Origin of the sequence: Streptomyces sp. NPDC005402 (genome assembly GCF_040606575.1) — a bacterium.
Taxonomy (GTDB): domain Bacteria; phylum Actinomycetota; class Actinomycetes; order Streptomycetales; family Streptomycetaceae; genus Streptomyces.
The window spans coordinates 188,227-200,750 of sequence record NZ_JBEXFB010000019.1; the positions used below are offsets into that span (position 1 = coordinate 188,227).

11 protein-coding genes are annotated in these 12,524 nt (G+C 70.2%); 8 read left to right on the forward strand and 3 right to left on the reverse strand.

The window, feature by feature from the left end; all coding sequences use genetic code 11:
- Positions 1 to 88: 88 nt before the first annotated feature.
- From ABZT02_RS32145 to ABZT02_RS32155, 3 genes are all read left to right on the forward strand, one after another.
- The gene (locus tag ABZT02_RS32145) at positions 89 to 664 is read left to right on the forward strand and encodes a TerD family protein (protein ID WP_356023724.1); all 576 of its coding nucleotides are present in this window, start codon (positions 89 to 91) and stop codon (positions 662 to 664) included.
- 125 nt (positions 665 to 789) lie between these two features.
- Positions 790 to 1,938, forward strand: coding sequence for a DUF475 domain-containing protein (locus ABZT02_RS32150; protein ID WP_356023726.1), 1,149 nt, complete (start codon positions 790 to 792; stop codon positions 1,936 to 1,938).
- A gap of 87 nt (positions 1,939 to 2,025) precedes the next feature.
- A complete protein-coding gene (locus ABZT02_RS32155; RefSeq protein WP_280851750.1) occupies positions 2,026 to 2,763 on the forward strand; it encodes a Tellurium resistance in 738 nt (245 codons plus the stop codon).
- 6 nt (positions 2,764 to 2,769) lie between these two features.
- On the opposite strand, the gene ABZT02_RS32160 is transcribed toward ABZT02_RS32155, so the two are convergent.
- Positions 2,770 to 3,555 carry a TerD family protein gene (locus tag ABZT02_RS32160; protein ID WP_356023728.1) on the reverse strand — a complete coding sequence of 262 codons (786 nt, stop codon included), beginning with the start codon at positions 3,553 to 3,555 and terminating at the stop codon, positions 2,770 to 2,772.
- Positions 3,556 to 3,761: 206 nt separating this feature from the next.
- Here ABZT02_RS32160 and ABZT02_RS32165 point away from each other — a divergent pair, with 206 nt between their 5' ends.
- The 3 genes from ABZT02_RS32165 to ABZT02_RS32175 are packed head-to-tail and all read left to right on the forward strand — an operon-like array spanning position 3,762 to position 8,242.
- Entirely contained in the window at positions 3,762 to 4,925 is a 1,164-nt protein-coding gene (locus ABZT02_RS32165) for an HpcH/HpaI aldolase/citrate lyase family protein (protein ID WP_356023730.1), read from the forward strand.
- 24 nt (positions 4,926 to 4,949) lie between these two features.
- Positions 4,950 to 7,418, forward strand: a complete 2,469-nt coding sequence (locus ABZT02_RS32170; RefSeq protein WP_356023732.1) for a phosphoribosyltransferase — start codon at positions 4,950 to 4,952, stop codon at positions 7,416 to 7,418.
- Complete coding sequence (locus tag ABZT02_RS32175; protein WP_356023734.1) at positions 7,418 to 8,242, forward strand: HAD family hydrolase; 825 nt, start codon at positions 7,418 to 7,420, stop codon at positions 8,240 to 8,242. The genes ABZT02_RS32170 and ABZT02_RS32175 overlap by 1 nt, the downstream gene beginning before the upstream one ends.
- Here the strand turns inward: ABZT02_RS32175 and ABZT02_RS32180 are convergent.
- Entirely contained in the window at positions 8,217 to 8,843 is a 627-nt protein-coding gene (locus ABZT02_RS32180) for a DedA family protein (RefSeq protein WP_356023736.1), read from the reverse strand. The two genes, ABZT02_RS32175 and ABZT02_RS32180, sit on opposite strands and share 26 nt — an antisense overlap.
- 57 nt (positions 8,844 to 8,900) lie before the next feature.
- On the reverse strand, positions 8,901 to 9,122 hold the full coding sequence (locus ABZT02_RS32185; protein ID WP_280867058.1) for a zinc ribbon domain-containing protein: 222 nt from the start codon (positions 9,120 to 9,122) through the stop codon (positions 8,901 to 8,903).
- Positions 9,123 to 9,227: 105 nt separating this feature from the next.
- Between ABZT02_RS32185 and ABZT02_RS32190 the strand changes: the two genes are divergently transcribed.
- Both ABZT02_RS32190 and ABZT02_RS32195 read left to right on the forward strand, forming a co-directional pair.
- The gene (locus ABZT02_RS32190) at positions 9,228 to 10,853 is read left to right on the forward strand and encodes an alkaline phosphatase D family protein (protein ID WP_356023738.1); all 1,626 of its coding nucleotides are present in this window, start codon (positions 9,228 to 9,230) and stop codon (positions 10,851 to 10,853) included.
- Positions 10,854 to 11,031: 178 nt separating this feature from the next.
- The gene (locus ABZT02_RS32195; protein ID WP_356023740.1) at positions 11,032 to 12,396 is read left to right on the forward strand and encodes a carbohydrate-binding protein; all 1,365 of its coding nucleotides are present in this window, start codon (positions 11,032 to 11,034) and stop codon (positions 12,394 to 12,396) included.
- Positions 12,397 to 12,524: the final 128 nt, after the last annotated feature.

Sequence of the window (12,524 nt, forward strand, 5' to 3'; positions counted from 1 at the left end):
ACCCCGCGTGCGTGCGGCGCTTGGGAGCGCCCCCTTCGGGGGAGTGCAGGAACAGCACAGAAGCACACTCTCGGGGAGGGAACAGCACATGGGCGTCACGCTCGCCAAGGGAGGAAACGTCTCCCTGTCCAAGGCCGCACCCAACCTCACTCAGGTGATGATCGGACTCGGCTGGGACGCGCGCTCCACCACCGGAGCCGACTTCGACCTCGATGCCAGCGCCCTGATGTGCAGCAGCGGGCGGGTCCTGGGTGACGAGTACTTCATCTTCTACAACCAGCTCAAGAGCCCCGACGGCTCGGTCGAGCACACCGGCGACAACCTCACCGGTGAGGGCGAGGGCGACGACGAGTCGATCCTGGTCGACCTCTCCAAGGTGCCGGACACCTGCGACAAGATCGTCTTCCCGGTGTCGATTCATGACGCCGACAACCGCGGCCAGACCTTCGGCCAGGTCAGCAACGCCTTCATCCGGGTGGTCAACCAGGCCGACGGCCAGGAACTGGCCCGTTACGACCTCTCCGAGGACGCCTCCACCGAGACCGCGATGATCTTCGGCGAGCTCTACCGCTACCAGGGCGAGTGGAAGTTCAGGGCGGTGGGGCAGGGGTACGCGTCGGGTCTCAGGGGCATCGCCCTCGACTTCGGGGTCAACGTCTCGTAACGCGATATGAGCAAAAGGCGGGGCCGGGTGGGGCCTCGAGGGTGCCCGACTACACTTCGCTTCAAAGTTTCGTAAAGCCGAGTGCGGCACGGGGGTCCCCCGTACACGTACGGATTGGGTAGCCAGTGGTTCTCAAAACCTTCGGCTGGTCGTTCGCGGTCACCGCGCTCGGCCTGGTCGCTGCGGTGCTCTACGGGGGGTGGGAGGGCTTCGGGATCGTGGCGATCCTCTCCATCCTCGAGATCTCCCTGTCGTTCGACAACGCGGTGGTCAACGCCGGAATCCTGAAGAAGATGAATGCCTTCTGGCAGAAGATCTTCCTCACGGTCGGCGTGCTGATCGCCGTGTTCGGCATGCGGCTGGTCTTCCCCGTCGTCATCGTCGCCATCAGCGCCAAGATGGGGCCCATCGAGGCGGTCGACCTGGCCCTCAACAACAAGGACCACTACCAGGAGCTGGTCACCGACGCGCACCCGGCGATCGCCGCGTTCGGTGGCATGTTCCTGCTGATGATCTTCCTGGACTTCATCTTCGAGGACCGGGACATCAAGTGGCTGGCCTGGCTGGAGCGGCCGCTGGCCAAGCTCGGCAAGGTCGACATGCTGTCGGTCTGCATCGCGCTGGTCGTCCTGCTGATCACCGCCTTCACCTTCGCGACCCACGCCCACCAGCACGGCGGCGCGCATGTCGACAAGGCGCAGACCGTCCTGATCTCCGGCATCGCGGGTCTGATCACCTACATGGTGGTCGGCGGACTCTCCGGCTACTTCGAGGACAAGCTCGAAGAGGAGGAGGAACGCGAGCACGAGGAGGAGGAGCAGGCCGAGCGCGAGGGCAAGCCCAAGTCGGCGGTCCTCATGGCCGGCCAGGCCGCGTTCTTCATGTTCCTGTACCTGGAGGTCCTCGACGCCTCCTTCTCCTTCGACGGCGTGATCGGCGCGTTCGCCATCACCAACGACATCGTCCTGATGGCGCTGGGCCTGGGCATCGGCGCGATGTACGTCCGGTCGCTGACCGTGTACCTGGTCCGCCAGGGCACCCTCGACGACTACGTCTACCTGGAGCACGGCGCGCACTACGCGATCGGCGCCCTCGCGGTGATCCTCATGGTCACCATCCAGTACGAGATCCACGAGATCATCACCGGTCTCGTCGGCGTGATCCTGATCGGCTGGTCGTTCTGGTCCTCCGTGCGCCGCAACAAGGCGCTCGCGGCCGCCGAGGGAAAAGCCGCGGGGTCGGGCGAGAAGACTGAGGTCTCGTCCGGGGTGTGACACCCTGCCTGGTGAGGAACGCTCTGAGCGGGGCGGCCGGCCTCCGGCCGCCCCGCCGGTTTCTCCAAAGTGAACATGGGGGCGGGAATGGGCTTCTTGGACGGACTCCGGGGCGGCCGCGAGGTCGACTTCGACTCGGGCAGCGCGGCCAGCAACGCGATCGAACTGACCAAGCGGCACAACCGGGTCTCGCTCACCAAGCAGGGCGCGGCGACCGGGAACCTCCGCATCAACCTGACCTGGCGGATGCGGACCTCCGACATCGGGGGCTCACAGCGGGAGTCGCTGCTGCGGCACCCCTTCAAGGCGCTCAAGCCGCCGGAGGTCCTCGGGCACAGCCAGAGCATGGTCAACGTCGACCTCGACCTGGGATGCCTGTACGAGCTGGCCGACGGCACGAAGGGGGTCGTCCAGCCGCTCGGCGGGCTGCTGGGGGACGTCAACGCGCCGCCGTACGTGAAGCTCAGCGGGGACGACCGGTTCGGGTCGGCGTCCGGCGAGACGATGTACGTCAACCTCGACCACCGGGACCAGATCAAGCGGCTGCTGGTCTTCGTGTACATCTACGACCAGACACCGGCGTTCGACCGTACGCACGCGATCGTGACGCTGTACCCGAGCAACGGGCCGCGCATCGAGATAGGCCTCGACGAGCGGCACCCGCAGGCCCGCTCGTGCGCTGTGGTGATGATCGAGAACGTCAAGGGCGAGCTCGTGGTGCGGCGCGAGGTGCAGTTCGTGTACGGCTTCCAGGGGGAGCTGGACCGGTTGTACGGGTGGGGGTTGCAGTGGGGACGGGGCTACAAGGCGAAGGCGGACCGCTGAGCTGCCCTACCGCCCGATGAACTGCGGCCCCTGGGGAGGCATACGGAACTCCGCCCCGGCCGGCACCGGAGCCACCGGCGGCGGGTAGCCGTAGCCCGACGCCGCCGCCACCGGGGCTGTCGCCGGGGTCGCTTGCTGCGGGTAGCCGTAGGCCTGCTGGGTGGGGACCGAGGTGGCCGACTGGGCCGGCTGCTCCGGGGGGAGGGGGAACGACGTGGGCTCGGGCGGAGTCTCCGTGGAGTCGGACTCGTCCACCACGATGCCGTAGTCCGTGGCCAGGCCCTGGAGGCCCTCCACATAGCCCTCGCCCAGGGCGCGGAACTTCCAGCCCTCGCCGCGGCGGTACAGCTCGCCGCAGATCAGGGCCGTCTCCTGGCCCGTCTCCGGCTTGATGTCGAAACGGATCAACGGCTCGCCGTCGGCGACCGAGGCGTCGTACAGCAGGATGCGCAGGCCCTGTACGCGGGCGAACGTGGCCTCGGTCGCGTCCACCGAGGCGACCAGGAGAATCTGGCTGACCTCGGGCTCGACACCGGCGAGATCTGTCTGGATCGTGTCGGTGGGCCCCTCGGCGACGCGCTTCTTGCCGAGGAGCCAGACCTTCCCGGAGGGGTGCCGGGGCTGGTTGTAGAAGACGAAGTCCTCGTCGGATCGCACGCGACCGTCGGGGCCGAGGAGGAGCGCCGAGGCGTCGATGACCGGGGCCCCCTGCCCGGGCGCCCAGCACAGCACGGCGCGTACCGTGGTGGCTTCCAGCGGGACGTTCGACCCCTTCAGCATGGCGTGCGTCATGCGGTCATCCTGCCCTCTCGGTCCTGATCACGACAACGCGGGGGTACGGGATACCGGTTCATGTCGTACCGGCGTCCACGTGGCCGTGTTTGTCCGCGTTACCTGAAATTCATGCCCGGTGGGAACCTGAGACATGGGTACCTACGTACTATTACCGGCCACCTGTGAACCCTTCACGGGCGTCACAGCAACCACGGGGGAGTCATATGCGTCATTTCGGGCACATCGCCCCTGAGGTGCGTCAGCGCCTCTTCCACCAGGAGCCCTGCGAGTTCACCTCGGACTCCCCGGCCCGGCTGCTCTCCGCGGCTCTGGGCGCCACGCTCTACAGTCCGGCCACGCGGCCGCGGCTCGCCGACGACATCGTCAAGCAGACCGGACGCGGCGTGGTCTCGATGGTGCTGTGCCTGGAAGACTCGATCGGTGACCAGGACGTCGCCGAGGGTGAGCGGAACCTCGTCCGGCAGTTCACGGACCTCGCGGAGCGGCAGGTGGACCTGCCCCTGCTCTTCATCCGGGTCCGCCACCCCGAGCAGATACCCGATCTCGTACGACGGCTCGGTCCCGCGGCCCGGCTGCTGTCCGGATTCGTCCTCCCGAAGTTCACCGAGGAACGCGGCATCCCCTTCCTGGAGGCCCTCTCCGGCGCCGAGGCCGCGAGCGGACACCGGCTGTTCGCCATGCCGGTGCTGGAGTCTCCGGAACTGCTCTACCGGGAGACGCGCGTAGAGACGCTGGAGGGCATCGCCCGCGCCGTCGACAAGTACCGCGACCGGGTGCTGGCGCTCCGCCTCGGCGTCACCGACTTCTGCTCCTCCTACGGCCTGCGCCGCGCCCCCGACATGACCGCCTGGGACGTCCAGATCGTCGCCTCGGTGATCGCCGACGTGGTGAACATGCTGGGCCGCGCCGACGGCACCGGGTTCACCGTGACCGGGCCGGTCTGGGAGTACTTCCGGGTCCAGGAGCGCATGTTCAAGCCGCAGCTGCGCCGCAGCCCCTTCCTGGAGGGCCAGGCCGAGGAGCTGCGCGAGGCGCTCATCGAGCACGCCATGGACGGCCTGCTGCGCGAGATCACCCTCGACCAGGCCAACGGCCTGCTCGGCAAGACCTGCATCCACCCCTCCCATGTGCTGCCCGTGCACGCGCTGTCCGTGGTCAGCCACGAGGAGTTCAGCGACGCGCAGGACATCCTGCGGCCCGAGCGCGGCGGCGGCGGGGTGCTGAGGTCGCAGTACACGAACAAGATGAACGAAGTGAAGCCGCATCGCGCCTGGGCCGAGCGGACCCTGCTGCGCGCCGAGGTCTTCGGGGTGGCCAACGAGGACATCGGCTTCGTGGAGCTGCTCGCCGCCGGAATCTCCGGCTGAACATCCGTGGACACCAAGGGACGCATGAACAAGGCAGTGAACGACGGGACGCCGGGCGAGGTCTGGTCGGGGACGTGGGTCGCCGACCGGCTCGGCGTCGAACTCGTGGGCGACAGCCGACTGACCGACCTGCTGGGACTGGCACTGCGCCGCAACCCCAAGCGGGCCCATCTGCTGGTCTCCAACGTGCTGGGCAAACACGTCCCGCAGTCGCCGAGTGTGGTCTACGGTCAGGGATTCACCCTCGGTCGCCGGGTACGGGAGCTGCTGGGCGACGAGGAGGCCGCCCGGGCCGTCGTCCTGGGGTACGCGGAGACCGCCACCGGCCTCGGCCACTGCGTCGCCGACGGCATCGCCCTCGCCCCCTACCTCCACTCCACCCGCCGCCCGGTCCCCGGCGTGGCCACCGCGGGCGGCTTCGAGGAGTCCCACTCCCACGCCACGAGCCATCTCCTGCTGCCGGAGGACCCGGCCCTGCTGGCCGGCGACGGCCCCTTGGTCCTCGTGGACGACGAGTTCTCCACGGGAAACACGGTCCTGAACACGATCAGGGACCTGCACGCGCGCTATCCGCGGGACCGGTACGTGGTGGTCGCCCTGGTGGACATGCGGTCGGAAAAGGACGCGGGGCGGCTGGAGCGGTTCGCAGCGGAGATAGGCGCTCGCGTGGACCTGGTGGCGGCGGCTTCAGGCACCGTAAGCCTGCCCGAAGGGGTCCTGGAGAAGGGCCGGGACCTTGTAGCGAGGTACGAGGTGACCCGCCCAGGGGCGCGGGGAACTGCGCGCCGAGCCCCCACCGACCCGCACCCGGCGACAAACCGTGTGGACCTCTTCTGGCCCCGAGACCTCCCCGACGGCGCCCGCCACGGCTTCACCCCGGCACACCGAATACGCCTGGAACGCGAACTCCCCGCGATGGCCACCCGCCTGGCCGAGGCGCTCCCGAAAGACGCGCACCGCGTGCACATCCTCGGCTTCGAAGAGCTGATGTACGCCCCCCTCAGACTCGCCCGCGAACTCGAACAGCTCGCTCAGGACACCGAGTTCACCTACTCCACCACCACCCGCTCACCCGTCCTCGCCGTGGACGACCCGGGATACGCGATCCGCACCCGTCTCACCTTCCCGGCCCACGACAACCCGGCCGACGGCCCCGGCGACCGCTACGCGTACAACGTCGCCGGCGCCGGTTTCGACGCGGTGGTCGCGATCGTCGACTCCGCCGCCGACACCCCCGAACTCCACGCGCCGGACGGCCTCCTGGCCCAGCTGGCCCCGCACACCCGGCAGACAGTCCTCGCGGTGATCCCCAGCCACACCCCCGAAAGGCCCTCCATGCTCCCCGCCCCCCTGCGCGGCCCCGCCTTCTCCTCCTACGCCCCGGAGGACGTCGGCTGGCTGCTGCAGGACCTCTCGGATGTCACGCTGGAGGCCCCGACCGAGGAGCGCGAGGAGGCCATCCAGAGCGGCGGCGCGCACTACGCGGAGTCGCTGCCGATGGAGTACCAGCCGAGCGACCAGTACCAGGAGCTGTTCCGGACGGCCCTGAAGGAGTCCTCCGCGCGGCTCGCCCAGGCCGTCGGCGCCGTCACGGAGATCGTGCTGCAGGAGCGCTCGCCCCGGCCCGTGCTGGTCTCCCTCGCCCGTGCCGGCACCCCCGTCGGCGTCCTGATGCGCCGCTGGGCCCAATTCCGCCACGGCCTCGACCTGCCGCACTACGCCGTCTCGATCGTCCGCGGCCGCGGCATCGACGCCAACGCCCTGCGCTGGCTGGCCGAACACCACGAGCCCGCCGACGTCGTGTTCGTGGACGGCTGGACCGGCAAGGGCGCGATCACGCGTGAACTGACGGAAGCGGTGCGGAAGTTCGAGGCCGAGGGTGGCGCCGCGGGCTTCGACCCGGAGATCGCCGTACTCGCCGACCCGGGCTCGTGCGTGCGCACGTACGGCACCCGTGAGGACTTCCTCATCCCCTCCGCCTGCCTCAACTCCACGGTCTCCGGCCTGATTTCGCGTACGGTCCTGCGCGCGGACCTGGTCGGCCCGCACGACTTCCACGGCGCGAAGTTCTACCGCGAACTCGCGGGCGCGGACGTGTCGGTGGACTTCCTGGACGCCGTCGCCGCCCGTTTCCCCGAGGTCGCGGACGCCGTTGACGCCACCGTGAAGGAACTGCTGGCCGGGGACCGCGAGCCCACCTGGGAGGGCTGGGCCGCCGTGGAACGCATCAGTGAGGAGTACGGCATCCACGACGTCAACCTCGTCAAGCCGGGTGTCGGTGAGACCACCCGGGTGCTGCTGCGCCGGGTGCCCTGGAAGATCCTGGCCAGGGCCGGTGCGGGCGCGGACCTGGACCACGTACGCCTGTTGGCCGAGCAGAGAGGTGTCCCGGTGGAAGAGGTCGCCGAACTCCCCTACACCTGCGTGGGGTTGATCCACCCCAAGTACACGCGCGGCGCGACGGGTGCCGACGGCAAGGCGGTGACGGTCTGATGCCGGCCCAGGCTCCGGTGCTGGTCGCCAGCGACCTCGACCGTACGCTCATCTACTCCGCCGCCGCCCTCGCGCTGACCATGCCGGACGCGCGGGCGCCCCGGCTGCTCTGCGTCGAGGTGCACGAGAGCAGGCCGCTGTCGTACATGACGGAGACCGCGGCCCAACTGCTCTGCGAGCTCGGGGACGAGGCGGTCTTCGTGCCGACGACGACCCGCACCCGCAAGCAGTACCAGCGCATCAACCTCCCGGGCCCCGTGCCCGGTTACGCGATCTGCGCCAACGGCGGCCACCTGCTGGTCGACGGCGTCACCGACCTCGACTGGCACGCGAGCGTCACGGCCCGCCTCGCCGACGAGTGCGCCCCGCTGGCCGAGATCAGCGCGCACCTCCAGGCAACGGCCGACCCCCTGTGGGTGCGCAAGCACCGGATCGCCGAGGACCTCTTCGTCTACCTGGTCGTCGAGCGCGAACTGCTGCCCGAGGACTGGGTGAAGGAGTTCGCGGTGTGGGCCGAGAACCGCGGCTGGACGGTCTCGCTCCAGGGCCGCAAGATCTACGCCGTCCCCAAGCCGCTCACCAAGAGCGCGGCCGTGCGCGAGGTGGCCCGGCGTACCGGGGCCTGCCTGACGCTGGCCGCGGGTGACTCGCTGCTGGACGCCGACCTGCTGCTCGCGGCAGACCGGGGCTGGCGGCCGGGGCACGGGGAGCTGGCGGACGTCAGCTGGACGGCTCCGGCGATCGGCGCGCTGCCGGAGCGGGGTGTCGCGGCGGGGGAGCGGATCCTGCGGGAGTTCCTCAGGACGGTTCGGACACCTCAGTAGAGGAGGGCCGCCGCAGCAGTCGTACGGCGACGAACGCCACGACCGTGAGCGCGGCGGCCACCAGCACGACCTTCGAGTACGCGGACACGAGGTCGGTGACCTGGGTCCAGTTGGCGCCCAGGGCGTGGCCCGCGAGGACGAACGCCGTGTTCCACAGGGCGCTGCCCAGCGTGGTCAGCGTCAGGAACACGGGCAGCGGCATGCGTGCGACGCCGGCCGGGATCGAGACCAGGCTGCGGAAGACCGGGATCATCCGGCCGAAGAACACCGCCTTGGTGCCGTGCCGCAGGAACCAGGCCTCGGTCCGCTCGATGTCCGAGACCTTCACCAGGGGCAGCCGGGCCGCGAGCGCCACCGTGCGGTCCCGGCCGAGGAGCGCGCCGACGCCGTAGAGCGCGAGGGCGCCGATCACCGAGCCCGCCGTCGTCCACAGCAGCACGGCGACCAGGCTCATCCGGCCGGTGCTCGCCGCGAAGCCCGCGAGCGGCAGGATCGCCTCGCTCGGGATGGGCGGGAAGAGGTTCTCCAGGGCGATGGCGACCCCGGCGCCGGGAGCGCCGAGGGTGTCCATGAGGCCGTTGACCCAGTCGATGGCTGACATGGGCCCACGCTAGGCACGCGGACCTGAAGGCAGGCTGAAGCGGTGTGCGTACGGCGGTCAGCCGCAGCAGCCTCCGCCGCAGCAGCCGCCTCCACCGCCGCCCGCCTGGGGCGCCGGGGCCGACGCGGACGCCGAGCCGCCCACCGCCACCGTCGACAGCAGCTTCACCGTGTCGTCGTGACCGGCGGGGCAGTCGGCGGGGGCGGAGGACTCGGCCATGGGACGGCTGAGTTCGAAGGTGTCGCCGCAGGTCCGGCAGCGGTATTCGTAGCGAGGCATGAGCACAGGTTAACCGGCGCTCCGACAGGCATGTCCGAAATCTGATCATTGTCTGGTTAGCATGCGGGGGTTCTCTGCCGGCGATCAACTGCGCAAGGAGCTCCCTTGGCTTCACGACACGACCCCGAACTGCGTGCCGCCGCACGGCACTTCGGGCGGCGCCGCTTTCTCACGGTCACCGCGGCGGCCGCCGCTCTCGCGTTCGGCACCCAGCTGCCGGCCCGGGGTGCGGCAGGCTCCCGCGAACTCGACGCGGCGAGGATCGCCAGTGACCCCTTCACGCTCGGCGTCGCCTCCGGGGACCCGCTGCCCGACTCCGTGCTGCTGTGGACCCGGCTCGCCCCCACGCCGTTCGAGCCCGACGGCGGTCTGCCCCCGCAGTACGTCGTCGTCCAGTGGGAGATGGCCCTCGACGAGAGTTTCGGCGCGCCCGTCCGCAGCGGCACCGCCGTCGCCTACCCGGAGTACCACCACACCCTGCACATCGACGTCGACGGCCTCGAGCCCGACCGTGTCTACTACTACCGGTTCAAGACCGGGACCTGGATCAGCGGGACGGGCCGTACCCGTACGGCGCCGCTCACCACCGCCGCGGCCGCGTCGCTCACCTACGCCGCCGTCTCCTGCCAGGCCTACTTCGACGGGTACTACACGGCACACCGCCACCTCTCCCAGGACGACGTCGACGTGGTCCTGCATCTCGGCGACTACCTGTACGAGTACGCCGTGAACTCCGTGGGCGGCCACCGCGCCTACACCGACCGCAAGCTGCCCGACCGCTTCAACCATGAAGCCATGACCCTGGAGGACTACCGGCTGCGGTACGCCCTCTACAAGAGCGACCCGGACCTCAGGGCGGCCCACGCGGCCCACCCCTTCGTCGTCACCTGGGACGACCACGAGACCGAGAACAACTACGGCGGCGCCATCAGCGAGAACAACGATCCGCCGGAGGAGTTCCTGCTGCGCCGCGCCGCCGCCTACCGGGCCTACTGGGAGAACCAGCCGCTGCGCGCCGGGCAGCTGCCGAACGGCCCCGACGCCCAGCTCTACCGCCGGCTCCAGTGGGGCACGCTCGCCCAGTTCGACATCCTCGACACCCGGCAGTACCGCTCCGACCAGGTGTACGCGGACACCAAGCACACCGGCGGCCCCCTGCAGGACGACCCGGCACGCACCATGACCGGGGCGACGCAGGAGAGCTGGCTGATCGACGGCTGGCGCGCCTCGCAGGCGCTGTGGAACGTGATGCCGCAACAGGTCTGCTTCTCCCAGCGCAAACTGGACCTCACCGCGGAGCCGCAGCTGTCCATGGACGCCTGGGACGGCTACCGGGCCTCGCGTCGCAGGATCCTCGACGGCGCGAAGTCGGCCGGGGTCGAGAACCTGGTGGTGATGACCGGGGACGTGCACGTCGCGTACGCCTTCGACATCAAGGACGACTTCGACGACCCGTCCTCCCCCACCCTGGGCACGGAGTTCACCGCCACGTCGGTCGCCAGCGGGCGGGACGGCGCCGAGAGGCCCTCCACCTGGGACACCTACCTCAAGGCCAACCCGCACCTGAAGTTCTACGACGGGCGCCGCGGCTATGTGCGGGTCACCCTCGACCGTCAGAAGGCGCGAGCCGACTTCCGGACCGTGTCCGCCGTGACGACTCCGGGTGCGCCGATCTCGACCGCCGCGTCCTTCGTGACGGAGGCCGGCAAGCCGGGCCTCACCCCCGCGTGATCGACCGCCGGGCGCCGGTACCCGGTGTGCCGGTCCGGCGGCATCCCGTGCTCCGCCGGGCGGCCCCTTCTTGTCGTCCGATGCGCGGAACGCGCGGGCGACGCACATCGCCTGAGGCGTTTTCGGCAAAACCTAGGGATTCGAGACCTTTCGCACTCCACCCCCGAGGAGACGCCTGATGGCCCACAGACACGTTTCAGCCGGTTGTGCCGCGTTGACGGTACTCGGCGCACTCGTGCTCACGGGGCTGCCCGCGGCCGCCGCCGTCGAGCCCCCCGCGCCGACCCCGGCACCCTCCGCCGCCGAGACGCTCGGCGCGAACAGTCCCTCCCCCGCGGTCCTGCGGGCCATGCAGCGCGACCTGCGCCTGACCGAGGCCCAGGCCAGGACCCGCCTGGTGAACGAGGCCGAGGCGGGCACCCGGGCCGGCCGGCTCCAGAACGCGCTGGGCAAACGCTTCGCCGGAGCGTGGGTGAGTGGGGCCACCTCCGCCGACCTGACCGTCGCGAGCACCGACGTCGCGGACAGCCCCGCCATCGAGGCCGGTGGAGCGCGGGCGGTGGTCGTCAAGTCCCCGCTGGCGGACCTGAGGACGGCCAAGACGAAGCTGGACCGTGCCGTGACCGGCAAGGGCCTCGACACACCGGTCCGGTACATCGACGTACGGACCAACCGGGTGACGGTGCAGGCGACGAGCCGCGCCGCCGCGGACACACTCATCAAGGCCGCCGACGTCGACAGCGCGCTCGTGGCCGTCAAGGTGACGGCCGACCAGCCGCGCGCCCTGTACGACATCCGGGGCGGTGACGCCTTCTACATCGACGACACGGCCCGCTGTTCCGTGGGCTTCGGCGTCACCAAGGGCGACCAGCAGGGGTTCGCCACGGCCGGCCACTGCGGGAAGGCGGGGGCGAAGACCGCCGGGTACAACCAGGTCGCCCAGGGCACCTTCCAGGCGTCCGTCTTCCCCGGTCAGGACATGGCGTGGGTGGGGGTCAACAGCGACTGGACCGCGACACCCGCCGTCAAGGGAGAGGGCGGCCAGGACGTGCAGACCGCCGGCTCGGTGCAGGCCCTGGCGGGTGCCGCGGTGTGCCGGTCCGGTTCCACCACGGGCTGGCACTGCGGCACGATCCAGCAGCACGACACGAGCGTCAACTACGCCCAGGGCGCCGTCGACGGAGTGACCCGTACGACGGTGTGCGCGGAGCCGGGCGACTCCGGCGGTTCGTACATCTCGGGGGTACAGGCCCAGGGCGTCACGTCCGGGGGCTCCGGCGACTGCACGAGTGGCGGAACGACCTTCTACCAGCCGATCAACCCGATCCTCAGCACCTACGGCCTCACCCTCAGCACCAGCACGAGTTCGAACGGCACATCGGCCCCCGAGGACGGCCAGGAGGGCGCCTGGGCCGCGGGCCGGGTGTACGAGGTCGGAGCGCGGGTGATCCTCGACGGTGTCTCGTACGAGTGCCTGCAGACCCATCAGGCGCAGACCGCGTGGCAGCCCGCCCTCGCCCCGGGGCTGTGGCAGCGCGTCTGAGAAGGCGGTGACGTGGCGGCGCGTCTGAGAAGGCGGTGACGTGGCGGCGCGGGGTGGAAGTGGCCGGCGCCGAACAGGAAACCGACGCCGATCGCCGCCCGCAACGGACCGAGTGGCGTGAGGATTTG